At 63.6% G+C, this 14996-nt stretch carries 13 protein-coding genes; 7 read left to right on the forward strand and 6 right to left on the reverse strand.

All coding sequences use genetic code 11. From position 1 onward, the window contains the following. The first annotated feature begins 116 nt into the window (after positions 1-116). The 4 genes from ABMA32_RS05190 to ABMA32_RS05205 all read left to right on the forward strand — a co-directional run bounded on the left by ABMA32_RS05190 (position 117) and on the right by ABMA32_RS05205 (position 5046). A complete protein-coding gene (locus ABMA32_RS05190; RefSeq protein ID WP_349012655.1) occupies positions 117-1634 on the forward strand; it encodes an ABC transporter ATP-binding protein in 1518 nt (505 codons plus the stop codon). Further along, positions 1635-2684, forward strand: coding sequence for an ABC transporter permease (locus ABMA32_RS05195; RefSeq protein ID WP_349012656.1), 1050 nt, complete (start codon positions 1635-1637; stop codon positions 2682-2684). A 140-nt stretch (positions 2685-2824) separates the two neighbouring features. Then, the gene (locus ABMA32_RS05200) at positions 2825-3766 is read left to right on the forward strand and encodes an ABC transporter permease (RefSeq protein ID WP_349012657.1); all 942 of its coding nucleotides are present in this window, start codon (positions 2825-2827) and stop codon (positions 3764-3766) included. Continuing rightward, the gene (locus tag ABMA32_RS05205; RefSeq protein WP_349012658.1) at positions 3763-5046 is read left to right on the forward strand and encodes an amidohydrolase family protein; all 1284 of its coding nucleotides are present in this window, start codon (positions 3763-3765) and stop codon (positions 5044-5046) included. Before ABMA32_RS05200 ends, ABMA32_RS05205 begins: the two co-directional genes overlap by 4 nt. A gap of 2 nt (positions 5047-5048) precedes the next feature. Here the strand turns inward: ABMA32_RS05205 and ABMA32_RS05210 are convergent, their stop codons facing one another. Continuing rightward, positions 5049-5582: a hypothetical protein gene (locus tag ABMA32_RS05210; protein ID WP_349012659.1), complete on the reverse strand. Its 534-nt coding sequence runs from the start codon at positions 5580-5582 to the stop codon at positions 5049-5051. Between the two features lie 323 nt (positions 5583-5905). Here ABMA32_RS05210 and ABMA32_RS05215 point away from each other — a divergent pair, with 323 nt between their 5' ends. Next, on the forward strand, positions 5906-6817 hold the full coding sequence (locus ABMA32_RS05215; protein WP_349012660.1) for a DMT family transporter: 912 nt from the start codon (positions 5906-5908) through the stop codon (positions 6815-6817). Between the two features lie 9 nt (positions 6818-6826). Here ABMA32_RS05215 and ABMA32_RS05220 read toward each other — a convergent pair whose 3' ends face one another. Further along, a complete protein-coding gene (locus ABMA32_RS05220) occupies positions 6827-7732 on the reverse strand; it encodes a phosphotransferase (RefSeq protein WP_425475469.1) in 906 nt (301 codons plus the stop codon). A gap of 109 nt (positions 7733-7841) precedes the next feature. Here ABMA32_RS05220 and ABMA32_RS05225 point away from each other — a divergent pair, with 109 nt between their 5' ends. Beyond that, complete coding sequence (locus tag ABMA32_RS05225; protein ID WP_349012661.1) at positions 7842-8474, forward strand: class I SAM-dependent DNA methyltransferase; 633 nt, start codon at positions 7842-7844, stop codon at positions 8472-8474. A gap of 673 nt (positions 8475-9147) precedes the next feature. Here the strand turns inward: ABMA32_RS05225 and ABMA32_RS05230 are convergent. Further along, positions 9148-11601, reverse strand: coding sequence for a GcvT family protein (locus ABMA32_RS05230; RefSeq protein WP_349012662.1), 2454 nt, complete (start codon positions 11599-11601; stop codon positions 9148-9150). Then, positions 11598-12488, reverse strand: coding sequence for a phosphotransferase (locus ABMA32_RS05235; protein ID WP_349012663.1), 891 nt, complete (start codon positions 12486-12488; stop codon positions 11598-11600). The genes ABMA32_RS05230 and ABMA32_RS05235 overlap by 4 nt, the downstream gene beginning before the upstream one ends. 337 nt (positions 12489-12825) lie before the next feature. On the opposite strand from ABMA32_RS05235, the gene ABMA32_RS05240 reads away from it, so the two are divergent. After that, positions 12826-13593, forward strand: coding sequence for a DeoR/GlpR family DNA-binding transcription regulator (locus ABMA32_RS05240; RefSeq protein ID WP_349012664.1), 768 nt, complete (start codon positions 12826-12828; stop codon positions 13591-13593). 10 nt (positions 13594-13603) lie between these two features. Here the strand turns inward: ABMA32_RS05240 and ABMA32_RS05245 are convergent, their stop codons facing one another. Together ABMA32_RS05245 and ABMA32_RS05250 are read right to left on the reverse strand one after the other, a co-directional pair. Further along, complete coding sequence (locus ABMA32_RS05245; RefSeq protein ID WP_349012665.1) at positions 13604-14500, reverse strand: NAD(P)/FAD-dependent oxidoreductase; 897 nt, start codon at positions 14498-14500, stop codon at positions 13604-13606. Continuing rightward, positions 14490-14939, reverse strand: a complete 450-nt coding sequence (locus tag ABMA32_RS05250; protein WP_349012666.1) for an RrF2 family transcriptional regulator — start codon at positions 14937-14939, stop codon at positions 14490-14492. Before ABMA32_RS05250 ends, ABMA32_RS05245 begins: the two co-directional genes overlap by 11 nt. Positions 14940-14996 lie beyond the last annotated feature (57 nt).

Below are 14996 nucleotides of genomic sequence, written 5' to 3' on the forward strand. Positions count from 1 at the left end.
GAGAAGATGCCGGCAGGCAGATGAGGGGCAGCGCCGACACCGCATAGTTGGCTCCGCACCTCACCCTTACCCTCTCCCCGTGAACGGGGAGAGGAGGTCGTCAACGGTATCTCCTCATGTCCTCACCGGTTCTACGCCTCTCCGGCATAACCAAGCGTTTCGGACCGCTTGTCGCCAACGACGCCATATCCTTCGACCTTGCGCGCGGCGAGGTCATCGCGCTTCTCGGCGAGAACGGCGCCGGCAAGACCACGCTGATGAACATCCTCTTCGGCCACTATGTCGCCGATGAGGGCGTCGTGGAGGCATTCGGCAAGGCGCTGCCGCCGGGCGATCCGCATGCCGCGCTGGAGGCCGGCATCGGCATGGTGCACCAGCATTTCACGCTGGCCGACAATATGACGGTGCTGGAGAACATCGCGCTCGGAACGCAGAAACTGAGCGCCTGGAGGCTCGATCGGACCGGAGCGCGAGAGCGCATCGAGAAGATGTCTTTCGATTTCGGCCTTGCAGTCGATCCGAATGCGACAGTCGGTTCGCTGTCGGTCGGCGAGCGCCAGCGCGTCGAAATCCTGAAGGCACTCTACCGCAACGCCAGGATTCTCATCCTCGACGAGCCGACCGCCGTGCTGACCCCGGTCGAGACGGACGCGCTGTTCGCCACACTCAAGCTGCTGGTCGCGCAGGGCCTCTCGATCATCTTCATCTCTCACAAACTCAACGAGGTCATGGCTGTCAGCGACCGGGTTCTCGTGCTGCGGTCAGGCAAGCTTTCCGGCGAACGGATCACCGCCGAGACGGACCGCAGCGAACTCGCCGCCCTGATGGTCGGGCAGGAGGTGGAGCAGCCTCCGGTGCAGCCGGTCGAACCGGGCGACCTGCAATTCGTCCTCAACTCGGTTTCGACCGCCCGTCGCTCCTCCGGCACGGCTCTCGACCGCACCACGCTGTCCCTTCGCGGTGGTGAGATCACGGGGCTTGCCGGCGTCTCTGGCAACGGTCAGGCGACCCTTGCCGCCCTGATCGCCGGAACGGAGGTCCCGACGGCGGGCGAAATCATCATACGCGGAGCGGCCGCCCGCGATTGGTCGCCTCGCGCCGCTCTCGGCGCAGGCATCGGGCGCATCCCCGAGGACCGCCACGCCGTCGGCACGATCGGCGACATGAGCGTAACGGAGAACGTCATTGCCGAGCGCTATCGCTCGCCGCGCTTCAGCCGTCGCGGCTTCCTCGACTGGCGCGCGGCGCGCACCTTCGCCGAGCAGGTCATCGCGGACTACGATGTGAAATGTCCATCGCCGGACGCCCGGATTCGTCTGCTGTCGGGCGGCAACATGCAGAAGCTCATCCTCGGGCGCGCGCTCGACGAAGCACCTTCGGTCATCCTTGCCAACCAGCCGACGCGCGGGCTCGACGTCGGCGCGGTCAGCTACGTCCACCGCAAGCTTCTCGAAGCAAGGGCGCGGGGCGCGGCCGTCCTCCTGATTTCCGAGGACCTTGAAGAAATAATGGCGCTGTCGGATCGCATCATCGTCATGTCGAAAGGACGCCTTTCCGCAGCATCTGCGCGCGGCGAAAGAACGATCGCGCAGCTCGGCGAACTCATGGCCGGCCACGGCATGGAGGCTGCGTGAATGCGGCTTGAACCAAAATCCGCGCCGTCGCTGGTCGTCACGCTTCTCTATCCCGTCGCGGCCATATTGGTCACGTTTGCGATTACGGCGCTTCTTGTTCTCGCAGCCGGAGCATCGCCCTTCTCGGTCTTCTTCCTCGTCTGGAAAGGCGCGGCCGGCTCGCAGTTCGCCCTTCTGGAAACGCTGACGCGCGCAACGCCGCTGATCTTCACTGGCCTTGCCGTCGCAGTCGCCTTTCGCGCCAAGCTCTGGAATATTGGAGCGGAAGCGCAGCTCTACATCGGCGCGGTCGTCACCGTCGTTCTTGGGACAGGCGCGCTGCCGCTGCCGTCGTTCATTCTAATCCCGGTCATCATGATCGCGGCCATGGCGGCTGGCGCGCTGCTGCTGCTTGGCCCGGCCATCCTGAAGACGCGTTTCGGCGTCGACGAGGTCGTCACGACGCTGTTGCTTAACTTCATCGTCCTGCTGTTCGTCTCGATGCTGCTCGAAGGCGTTCTCAAGGACCCGATGGGTATGGGCTGGCCGCAATCCTCGCGTGTCATAGCCGATGCGCAGCTGCCGCGCATCGTGCAGGGCAGGCGGCTGCATTACGGTTTCGTCATCGCGCTCGTGTCCGCGGTGATCCTCTGGATCGTCATGAAGAAGACGGCGCTCGGTTACGAGATGCGGGCGGTCGGCCACAACCCGCAGGCTGCGTCCTTCGCCGGTATTCCGGTCAACAGGGTGCTGATGAAGACCGCGCTGCTCTCGGGCGGCATTGCGGCGCTTGCGGGTTTCTCCGAGGTGTCGGGCCTCAAGGGCAACCTCACGCTCGATCTCTCGCCGGGCTTTGGCTACACCGGCATCGTTGTCGCCATGCTCGCGATGCTGAACCCGCTCGGTGTCGTCGTTTCCGCCATCTTCGTCGCCGGCATCTTCGTCGGCGCGGACGCCATGAGCCGAACGGCCGGCGTCCCAAGCTACATCGCCGACGTCATGGTGGCGACCTCGCTGCTGACGATGGTCGTCGCCATCCTGTTCACGCGCTATCGGCTGAGGTGGAAATAGCCGATGATTGCATGCGGTCACGTTGGCGATTTGCGAAGGTCGTTGCGCAGGCTGATCTCCACCCTTGTGGGGGAGATGGCCGGCAGGCCAGAGGGGGGCGCCATAGAGCGAGAAACCTCTGGCAGAGGAGAGGCGAACTGATGGACGCGTTTGAAATCCTCCTCTCTGCCTCGTTCTGGGTCGCGGCGATCCGCATCGCCTCGCCGCTCATCTTCGCCACCATGGGCGAACTGATCTGCGAGCGCGCCGGCGTCCTCAACCTCGGCATCGAGGGCATCATGACGGCCGGCGCCTTCGCTGGCTGGTTCACCGTCTACTCCGGCGGCGACCTATGGACCGGAGTTCTGGTGGCGGCACTGGCGGGAGCCATGTTTGGCCTGCTGCATGCAACACTCACAGTGCCATTAGGATTGTCGCAGCATGTGGTCGGCATCGGCATCACGCTTCTTGCGACGAGCCTCACCTACTTCACCTATCGCCTGCTGCTGCCCGAAGTGACTTCGCCGCCCAAGATCGAGCCCTTCCAGCCGGTTGCCATACCTGGATTGTCGGACATTCCCGTCATCGGCCAGGCGCTGTTCAACCAGACGCCACTGACCTATCTGGCCTTCGCCACTGTCGCACTCACCGCCTGGGTGCTCTATCGCACACCGCTCGGCCTTGCGGTGCGCGCCGTCGGCGAAAGCCCGTCCGCCGTCGAGGCGCAGGGCATCTCCGTCACGGCCATCCGCATCGGCGCGGTGATGGTCGGCAGCGCGCTGATGGCAATCGGCGGCGCGTTCCTCACCATGTCGGCCTTCAACTCGTTCTTCTTCGAGATGATCAACGGTCGCGGCTGGATTGCCATCGCTCTCGTGGTCTTCGGCTCGTGGCGGCCCGGCAAGGCGCTGATCGGCGCGATCCTCTTTGCCGCCTTCGACGCCTATCAGGTGCGCCTGCAGCAGTTCAGCGGCGGCGTCGTGCCGTACCAGATATTCCTGATGATGCCCTACGCATTGTCGATCCTCGCGCTCATCCTCGTCGCGCGCCGCGCGACCTATCCAAAGGCGCTGATGATCCCCTACCAGAAAGGCGAGAGATGAGCTTTGACCTGATCGTCAAGGGCGGCGTGCTGCCCGACGGGAAGACCGTCGACATCGGCATCAAGGGCGAGACGATCGCCGCGATCGAACCCTCCCTGTCGGCCGAGGTCGGCCGCGTCGTCGATGCGTCGGGCTGCCTCGTCTCTGCGCCGTTTGTCGATCCGCATTTCCATATGGATGCGACGCTGTCCTACGGCATCCCGCGCATCAACGTGTCGGGCACGCTTCTCGAAGGCATCGCGCTCTGGGGCGAACTGAAGCCGCTCCTGACGCATGAAGCGGTGAAGGAGAGGGCGCTTGCTTATTGCGACTGGGCGGTCTCGATGGGCCTGCTCGCCATCCGCACCCATGTCGACGTCTGCGACGACCGTCTGCTGGCCGTCGAAGCGCTGCTGGAGGTGAAGAAGGAGATCGCGCCCTATATCGACCTGCAGCTCGTCGCCTTTCCGCAGGACGGCCTCTATCGCTCGCCGACGGCGCGCGCAAACACCATCCGGGCGCTCGACCTCGGCGTCGACATCGTCGGCGGCATCCCGCATTTCGAGCGCACCATGGCCGACGGCACCCGCTCCGTCACCGAGCTCTGCGAAATCGCGGCCGAACGTGGCCTCATGGTCGACATGCACTGCGACGAGACCGACGACCCGAATTCGCGCCACATCGAGCAACTTGCCTGCGAGACACAGCGCCTCGGCCTGCAGGGCCGCGTTGCCGGCTCGCACCTGACGTCGATGCATTCGATGGACAATTATTACGCCTCGAAACTGCTGCCGCTGATTGCCGAGGCGCAGGTTTCGGCCATCCCCAACCCGCTGATCAACATCATGCTGCAGGGGCGTCACGACACCTATCCGAAGCGCCGCGGCCTGACGCGCGTCAAGGAGATGATCGCGCATGGCATCCGCGTCGGCTTTGGGCAGGACTGCACCATGGACCCCTGGTATTCGCTCGGCACCGCCGACATGCTCGACGTTGCCTTCATGGGTCTGCACGTGGCGCAGATGTCATCGCCATCAGACATGGCGCGCTGCTTCGACATGGTCACCAACGTCAACGCCGCGATCATGGGCCTCGACCATCTCGGCCTGGAGGTCGGCAAGCGCGCCAGCCTCGTCGTACTTGACGCGAACGATCCTTTCGAAGCGCTGCGGCTGAGGGCGGAACGCCTCTGCGTTGTCTCGCGCGGCAAGGTCGTGGCGGAGCGTCCCAAGCGTGACACGGCCCTTTCGCTGCCGGGCCGCCCGGCAACGGTCAGCAGGCGTCACAAGCGGCCGAGTTAAGGTTAGTCGACGAAAGGCTCGGCCATGAGGGGCTCGGACGCGTCCGGCAGCGCCTCATCGAAATTCACCGGAGCCTGCTGGAAGGCCCGGCTGTACTGCCGGTTGCCGATCACGACGCCGCCTTCCTCGGGGATGAGCATGGTGCGTTCGGTTCCGTCGTTGCAGCTCATCACCGCCTGCGCATCGCCGCCGGGCCAGTGGATCATGCGACAGTTGAGTTCGCGGAACCAGTTCCTGTCCGTATCCTCGAAGGAAAGCAGGAACGCCCCCTTGCCGACGCGCGCGACGAGATCGCCGTTCGGCGCACTCCATGCATATTGCAGCGGTTCGGGAAGCTGGTCGCTGTAGGTCCAGGACTGCACGACCAGCGGCGGCTCGTAGCCGTTTGCCAGCGCCACCCGATACCACGTCATCGCCGTCGCATATTCCGGCGGCACTGCGGCCGCCAGGTCGGCTCCGGCGGGACCGACTGTCAAGGGTGACTTGCCGGAGAGGGCGAAGCGAAACGCGGACTTCTGCTGGACGGACGGATCCATTCGATAGTCGAATCCGAACGCCTGCCCGCTCGCGACGAACCCGACAACCGCACAGACCAGAACCGACAGACGCCTCATCGGGAGCAAATATAGCATCGGTCGGGCGACTGTTGAACCGCGCAAACCGGGAAACTTAATTTTTGATTAAAATCCATAGGCCCGGCGTTTCTGCCAACGCTTTCGGGCTTCCCGCGCTGTTTTCCAACGCCCGTAGGTTGCGCAGGCGACCGCTTCCCGCGTGTGGCCCAACCAAGCCCGATTTTGGCTCTCGCCAGAATGCCCCGACCCGTCTAACAACCGCTGCGGAGGACGCAGCGATATCCATGGATTTTTTTCGCAACCCCAGAAATCCGATTCTCCTGGGCGTGCTCGTCATGCTGCTCGGGGATTTCATGTTCGCGCTCAACGACGCGATGGGCAAATGGCTCGTCGCGACGCTGGCCGTCGGGCAGATCCTCGCGGTCCGCTCCGTCGGCTCCTTCATCGTGCTCGGGCCGTTGATCGCCCGTCAGGGGGTAGGCGCGCTTTTCAGGGTAGAGCGGCCATGGTTGCAGGCGGTCCGCGCGGCCGTCATCGCCTCGGAGACGGCGGTCTTCTATGCCTCGGTCTTCTTCCTGCCATTGGCCGATGTGTTCAGTTTCTACATGGCCGGGCCGATCTATGTGGCCGCCCTGTCGCACGTCATGCTCGGCGAGCGCGTTGGCTGGCGCCGCTGGATGGCGATCCTGATCGGTTTCTGCGGCGTGCTGATCATGCTTCAGCCGTCTGGTGATTTCACCATCGGATCGGTCCTTGCGATCGTAGGCAGCCTGCTGTTTGCCTTCACCATCATCCTCGGACGCATGCTGCGCGGCACCAGCGACACCACCCTCGTCACCTGGCAGACGATCGCATCATGTCTGCTCGGCGTCTGCATCGTGCTTTTCATTGAGGAGTGGAAGCCCCCGACACCGTTGGAGTGGGGCGCCATGCTGCTGCTCGGCGTCGTCGCCTGCGCCGCCCACCTGCTCATCGTCCGTGCGCTGAAGCTCGCGCCCGCCGCGCTGCTTGCGCCGATGCACTACACGCTTCTGTTGTGGGCGGTCATCCTCGGCTGGCTGTTCTTCAACGAGGTGCCGTCGACCCAGATGCTGGTCGGCTCGGCCGTCGTCGTGCTGGCCGGGCTGTTCATCTTCCACCGCCAGAAGGTGGTATCGACCGTCCCCCCCGAAGACGTTCCGAAGGGCGTGAACTGAAACGACCGTTCAGCCCTTTCTCACGGCCTCGACATGCCGCGCGAAATCCTTGCCCTCCATCAGCTTGCGGCAACGCCCGAAACGCCCGTCGGCATAAGCCCGGAAATCATCCGCGGGATTCTTGTTGGCAAGCTGGATCAGCCCCCACAGCGTCCACAACAGGTCGCACATCGCCTTGTAGATGACGATACGCCCGCGCTCGGCAGGCCTCGGTTCGCCACCGAAATAGGCGCGAACCATCTCTTCCTCCTGCCGCTCGCCGAACTTGCCTTCGACGGCGAGGTCGCCAAGGTCCCACATCGGGTCGTTCATGCCCGAATATTCCCAGTCGACGATCCACATGCGTTCGCCCGTATCGAGAAAATTCTCGCAGAGCGGGTCGCAATGGCAGGCGACCAGCGGAACGGGATGCTGCGATAGCGCGGTCCTGATATCCTCCGCCTCGCGCAACACGTCATGATAGCCCTTCGGCAGTGCGACGTCCTTGGTCGACAGGATTTTCAGATAATCGTCGATCATCGCGAAGAGATAGAAGCGGAAGGGGAAGACCGCGCCGGATGTGTGCAGCTTGCGGAACGCTTCTCCCGCGCGCGCCGGCGCACCCTCGTTCAGCTTGAAGGCTGCCGGCGACATGGTCTGCGCACCTTCGATGAAACGCGTCACCATCACGCCCTTGTCATCGAAATAGAGCACTTCGGGGCTGACAACAGCCTTTGCCGCCTCGCGCGCAGCCACCGCTTCATTGGCGCGGTTGATGTATTCCTCGGTCCCTTTGCCGGGAACGCGCAGGCAGTATTCGCCGACCTGGAAGACGAGGTTCGTCAGCCCGCCGAGACGCAGCACCGGTCCGGAAAAATCCTTAAGGAAAGGCACTTTGGCCATAGCCAGCCGCGCCAGCGTCAGTTCGTCGCTCATCAGGTCCCCTTGCCACCCGGTCAACTTGTCGCCCGGTCTCCGATCGACCGTTCCACAGATTCGCATCCTTGGCTATGATCGATGTGACACAACAATACGGACAATGACGATGGCGGACGGCAGGCACGGTGGCGCGCTCGGCGCGGTCTACGAGGCGAAAGGGCCGGAGGAAGTCGCCGCGCTCTATGACGGCTGGGCACAGACCTACGACCATGAGATGGCGCTGGCCGGTTATCGCCACCCCTCGATCTGCCTGGCGCTTCTGGCCCGCCACCTGCCACGCGGAGCGTCGCCGCTGCTTGATGCCGGCGCGGGCACCGGCCTTGTCGGCGAATGGCTCGGCATCATGGGCTACCCGCATGTCGAAGCCCTCGACATCTCCGAAGGCATGCTCGCCAAGGCGGCTGAGAAGGGCGCCTACAAGGCGTTCCACAGGCTTGCGCTTGGCGGACCGCTGCCTTTCGCCGACGGCCATTTCGCCGGCATCGTCTCGGCCGGCGTCTTCACCTCCGGCCATGTCGGGGTCGAGGGGCTGGACGAACTGATTCGCATCTGCCGGCCCGGCGGCATCATCGTGCTGACCGTCAAGAACACGCTTTGGGATGGCGGCTTTTCCGCCCGCATCGCCGACCTGGAAGGGCAGGGCAGCTTTGCCCGCGTCGAGGAAACGGAACCCTACGTCTCCATGCCCGGCGAAACCGGCACGGTGCCAAGCCGGGGACTGGTGTTGAAGAGGCTGTAGGAGAGGCGGCCGGAGCTGCCTCGGTCTGTAGCCACACTTCTTCTTTCGTCATCCTCGGGTCAAGCCCGAGGATGACGAAGGGCGAGGGCAAGGTGTGAATACACCTTCCGCCCAACCCATTGATTTCATTCGATCAGAAGAAAAACTTCAGCCAACTTATCCACGCCCCTCAGACCTCCGGCATACTCCCCCGCATCGCCCTCACGGGAACCTGGTGCGCACCGGGTAACAGGGAGGGCGGCGGTGCCGGGTCGGTCAACGCTGCGGTAGCGTTGGCTGGGTGATGAACCCCCAGGTCCGGGCCTCGACGGAGACCAGCGGCAACGGCCGTGTCCTCCATCGGGGCAAGAACGCCGGCGGGGCGCGGGAGACCGGCCACGTAAACAATAAATTGAGAGGCAAGGCCCCGTGCCCCGCTTCCCGACTTCTCCCTCCGTGGCTGGGAGCGCTCTTTGAAATGAGCCAGACTGCGAAAGCAGGGCGTGGCAACGGGAAAGTGCGGCCTATGCGATTGGGGTTCCTCGCCCCTGCGAAGCGGGGGAGAGGTGGATCGGTCCGCAGGACCGAGACGGTGAGGGGGAGTAACCTGTCCAGAGAAGGTCTACAATCGACTGCGTCGACACCAGCGCGCTCAAGCTGACAAGAGCAGCCTTCAGGCTATGTCCACCGCCCCTTACGCCTTCACCCGCTCCGCCTTCGGATCGTACATCGGTTCGAGGTGGATGGTCGCCGGCGTGGCGTCCATCGCCACAACTAGCTGGTATTTGCCGGCCAGCAGCAAGTCGTCGCTGATGCCGTCAGCGTTGCGCACATAGCCGTATCCGATGTTGCTACCGATCGTGTAGCCGTAGCCGCCGGACGTCAGATATCCGACCGGCACGCCGTCACGCAGGATGGTTTCTCGCCCGAGCAGCACGATGTTAGGATCGTCGACCGTGAAGCCCACCAAGCGCTTCTTGAGGGCCTCGCCCGCAACGTGCTCCAGCGCGCGCCGGCCCATGAAATCGGTATTCTTGCGCAGCTTGACCGCCCAGCCCAGCCCGGCCTCGAAGGGCGTATCGTTCGGCGTGATGTCGGAGCCCCAGGCGCGATACCCCTTTTCAAGCCTGAGCGATTCGATCGCGCGGTAGCCGACAGGGCGGATGCCGTATTGCGACCCCGCCTTCATCAGCGCGTCGAATACCTCGCCGGTGGCCGCGAGCGGAACGTGAAGCTCCCAGCCGAGTTCGCCGACATAGGTGACCCGAAGCGCCCGCACGGTGCTGTCGGCGATGGTGATTTCGCGTACATGGCCGAAGGGGAAGGCGGCGTTCGAGACATCGGCGTCCGTCACCGCCTCCAGCACATACCGAGCTTCCGGCCCCATCAGCGACAGCGTGCCGAACTCTTCGGTGACGTCGGTCAGCCGGGCATCGAGCCCAGCGCCGATATGATCCTCGATCCAGCCGAAATCATGCGTGCGGAACCCCGTGCCGCTGACGATGTAAAACCTGTCCTCGGCCAGCCGCGCCACCGTCAGATCGGCCTCGATGCCGCCCCGGCTGTTCAGAAGCTGGGTGTAGGTCAGCCGGCCAGCCGGCTTGGAGACATCGTTCGCGCAAATCCAGTCAAGCGCCTTCTGCGCGTCCTTGCCCGTGAGTTCGTATTTGGCAAAGGACGACTGATCGAAGATGCCGACACGTCCGCGCACGTGGGCGTGTTCCTCGCCGACGGCGTCGAACCAGTTCTGCCGGCCCATGGAATAGATGTCCTTGGGTTCGACACCGTCGGGCGCGAACCAGTTCGGCCGCTCCCAGCCCAGCTTGGAGCCGAATACCGCGCGATGCTTCTTCAGGCGCTCGTAGAGCGGCGACACGATGCGCGGCCTGCCGCTTTCGTATTCCTCGTGCGGAAAGCCGATCGTGTAGTGCTTGCCATAGGCTTCGAGCGTCCGCTCGGAGACCCATTGCCGGTCGCGGTGCAGGCCGGAAAAGCGGCGGATGTCGACCGTCCAGAGGTCGAGAGGCGCCTCGCCGTCGACAGCCCACTGCGCCAGCACCCAGCCAGCACCGCCACCCGAGGCGATGCCGAAGGCGTTGAAGCCCGCGCCGACGAACATGTTCTTGCACTCGTTCGCCGAGCCCAGGATGAAATTGCCGTCCGGCGTGAAGCTTTCCGGCCCGTTGATCATCTGCTTGACGCCGGCCCGTTCCAGCGCCGGCACGCGCGCGATCGCCTGCGTCATGTGCTGCTCGAAATGGTCATAGTCGTCGTCGAAAAGCCGGAACTCCCAGTCGTCCGGCACATCGCCGCCCGACAGGCCGGTTTCCCAGGCTTGCGGATTGGGTTCGTATCCGCCCATCACCAGCCCGCCGACTTCCTCCTTGAAATAGGTGCGCCGGTCCGGGTCGCGGATGGTCGGCGCGTCGCTGGCGAGGCCTTCGAGCTTCTCGGTGATGATGTACTGGTGCTTCACCGGCTGCAGCGGCACGTTGATGCCGGCCATCGCACCAACCTGCCGCGCCCATTGGCCGGCGCAGTTCACTACCTTGTCGCAGGCGATGTCGCCCTGATCGGTCTTCACCTTGACGATGCGGCCGTCCTTCATGTCGAAGCCGGTGACCCGCACGCCCTCGAAGATCTTCGCGCCATGCATGCGCGCGCCCTTGGCGAGCGACTGGGTGATGTCGGATGGGCTGGCCTGTCCGTCGGTTGGCAGCCACGACGCGCCGACGAGGTCGGAAACCTCCATCAGCGGCCACATGTTCTTCACTTCCGCCGGCGAGATGAGCTGCATGTCCATGCCGAAGCTTTTGGCCGTGGTTGCCAGGCGGCGGAACTCGGTCCATCGGTCCTGGTTGGTCGCGAGCCGCAGGCAGCCGGTCATCTTCCAGCCGGTCGCAAGCCCGGTCTCGGCCTCAAGCCCCTTGTAGAGATCGACCGAATATTTAAGCACACGGGTGATCGACGCGGACGAGCGCAACTGGCCGACGAGGCCGGCGGCATGCCATGTCGAGCCTGAGGTCAGCTTGCCCTGTTCCAGCAGGATCACATCCGCCTTGTGGTCCCTGGCAAGGTGATAGGTGGTGGAACAGCCTATGATGCCGCCGCCGATCACGACAATGGCGGCCTGGCTGGGTAAGGTCATGGCAAAATCTTCCCGTATGTGGACTGATATGTTTCAAGGGCCGCCTCCAGCCGTGCAAGATTCTCGGCGGTATAGGCGACATAGTCCGCGCCGGGGGCGGACAGGTGCAGTTCCGACACCATGCTCCACATCGCCTCGCGCAGCAGCGAGGCACATTGCATCGCAGCATGTGAGCGCAGCAGGTCGCTGTCCGGCTTCTGGCCGAAATACTCGGCGAGCAGTTCCTCGGATTCGTCCGATGTCATTTCCGCGTTCGACGCCGCGCCGGCGAGGTCGAACATGGCCGTGTTGAAGCCGGCATATTCGAAGTCGATCAGCCACAGCTTCTCGCCGTCGTCGAGGAAGTTCGCTGGCAGCAGGTCATTGTGGCCGAAGACGATCGGTAGCGGCAGTTGCGCGGCTTCGAGCGCATCGTTGAGAGCAAGGAAGCCGGGCAGCTGGTCCACCATGCGACTTTTTCCCTCGACAAGCGTGCGGGCATAGTCGCGGTTGACGTGGAACACCCAGAACATGAATCCCGCGCCGGAAACATGGGCCGGCATGACCGTGTGAAAATCGCGCATCAGACGCGCGATGCGCAGGCGATTGGCGCGAACATCCTCGGCCCCGTAGGTTTTCGCGCCGATGAAGGCCGAGACCATGACGCCCGGCTCGGCGAATTCGATTCGGGGAGCAAAGCCCGCTTCGGCCGCGGCGCGCGCCGCCATAAGTTCGCGGTCCCGAAAAACGTGATGAAACGGGAAGTCCTTGCCGAAGCGCACGACATGCCGGCCGTTGGCGTCGCTGACGAGGAAGCTCTCATTGCTGAGCCCGCCCTTGAGCGGCTCTATCGAGATCGCGCCGTTCCACAAGGAAAGCGCCCGGATGCGATATTCCGGCCGGGTCACCGGACGAAATCCACAACCGCCGTGCTCGGATCGTACCGCACTTTCAAGCAGGTTCCGTATAGAAGGACGAACGATCAAATTCGATCGCCCGTCGGTCGCAGTTGAGGCAGCAATGTCCGCTGCAAAGGGAAGCATTGTCAACGCGCAAATGTGGCGTTTGTTGATTTTCTGACCGAGTAAGTGACAAAGATGACCGAAGGGAAACGGAAACGGTCATGGCGCGTGACCCTTCGTCAACAAGCTTACGCGAAATTAGACGGCGTTTCGGTTGCGGATGGGATATGAAACGGGAAGGGGCGGGACCGCGGATCGGTCGCAGCATGTGCAGAAGTCATAGATGAACTATTCCAAACGACACGGCGAAATCCTGAAGCTCATTCAGGAGGAGGGCACGATGACGATCGCGCGCCTCGCCGAGAAACTGGGCGTCTCGCTGGAAACGGTGCGACGCGACGTGAAGCCGCTCGCCCGGGACGGAGCCATCCTGAAGATGCACGGGGCCATCGGGCTGCCGTCGGTTGTCGGAGAAGCGCCTTTCGAGCGTCGCATGCGCGAACAGGCTGACGCTAAGCGCGTGATCGCGAAGCTTGTCGCGGCCACCATCCGCGACGGTGAGTCCGTCATGCTCGACACCGGGACCACGACGAGCTTCCTGGCGCGCGAACTCCTTGGTCATCGTCGGTTGACTGTGGTCACGAACTCGTCCGACATTGCTCGTACCCTTGCGACCGTTAACGGCAACAAGGTCTATATGGCCGGCGGTGAACTGCGCAGCGATTCCGGCGCGGCCTTTGGCGTCTCGGCAATTGAATTCGTCACCCGCTTCACGGTCAACCATGCAGTCATCACGGCGGGTGCGGTCGACGTCCAGCACGGCATCCTGGACTATGTGCTGGAAGAGGCCGAGTTCGCGCGCGTCGTCCTGACGCGCGGAACGCGCCGCATCGTCGTCACCGACCACACGAAGTTCGGGCGTCAGGGGCTCGTGCAGGTCTGCGGGTTCGCAGACTTTGACGAACTGGCAACCGACCTGACGCCACCTTCCGATATTGCGCGGGCAGTTGAGGAAGCGAGCGTCGCCCTTCTGGTGGCGAATCCGCGTTAGTCTGCAGGCGCTAGCCAAAGACCAGTGAACGATGCGCGGCCGCGCCGGCCATCGCACCATCAGCGACCGCGAACGGAACGTTGGGCGCAGGCCGGGCAATGTCCCCCGCTGCGAACACCCCGGGCACGGAGGTCTGCTTCATCTCGTCGACGGAGAGAATCTCGCCGAACGGACCGTCCATGTGAACGCAGCCCAGTTGTACGCCAATGTCGCTGGAAAGACGCGAGCGCGGCTGCGTGAAAAGTCCTGCGATCTCCACGCCGCCCCCTGTTTCGAACACCATGGCCAGACCGTTCCCGCTCGACGAAACGGCCTCAACGATCCGTGCTTCCATTACGATATCCCGTTCCGCGAGTTGCTTGCGCGTTCCCGCGTCGGGTTCGGCCATGCCATTTAAAAAGAGTGTCACGGGTCCCCATTCACGGACCAGCATCGCGTGGTGGATCGCCATTGCGCTGTTCGCTGCAAGCACGCCCAGCGGATTTCCGCCGAACTCGTAGCCGTGGCAATTGGGACAATGCGCAACGCGCTTGCCCCATTCCGCAGCCAGCCCCGGAATATCGGGAAGGGAATCCGTGACGCCGTGTGCTAGGATGATGCGGCGGGCGGACAGGGCGTTGCCTGCATCGTCGACGATCGAGAATGTGTCGATCGAACCGGACACCTCTTTGGCTCGGACATTCAGAAAGTTCGTCGTCTTGTAGGCTGCAAGCTGCCGTCGCGCCTCGGTGAGAATGTCACCGGGCGGAACTCCATCCTGTGCCAAAAAACCGTGCGACGCTTCGGCGAATCGATTGCGTGGTTCGCCAGTGTCCAGGACAGTGACGCTGCGCCGGGCGCGGGCGAGTTGCAGGGCGGCGGAAAGGCCGGCAAAGCTCCCGCCGATGATGGCGACGTCAGTGTCCACGCTGTTTCTCCAGATGCGCGGAGACTCCGGCCCCGCATTGCACTGCGAGATCTGCCAGGGTGACGTCGGCAAGACGTTGTCTCAGCAGTTGTTCAAGTTCGTCCTTGACGCCATCGAGCGCCTTGTTGACGGCCCGCTCGACGAGGCAGTTCGGGTTATCGGGTTCCGTATTGAATGGGATGAGGCGTTCTTCCAGGGCCGACGCGATGTCGGCCAGCGTGATCGTTTCTGCCGGACGCGCCAGGGTCCATCCGCCGCCATGACCGCGCGATGACGACAGGATGCCGGCTTCCCGCAGACCCGCCACGCTGCGCCTTACCACGACAGGATTGGTGTTCAGCCAAGCCCCGATCTCCTCGGACGTCATCGCGCGTCCCGGCATATGGGCCATGTGAACCAGCGCATGCAGGAAAGCTGAAAGTTTGCCGTTCCGTTTCATGTAACTTTAATAGTTACGATATGCGGCGATGTCAAGAATTGCGATGGCAAGTCCAAA

This window comes from Mesorhizobium quangtriensis, assembly GCF_040081925.1.
GTDB lineage: Bacteria > Pseudomonadota > Alphaproteobacteria > Rhizobiales > Rhizobiaceae > Mesorhizobium_K > Mesorhizobium_K quangtriensis.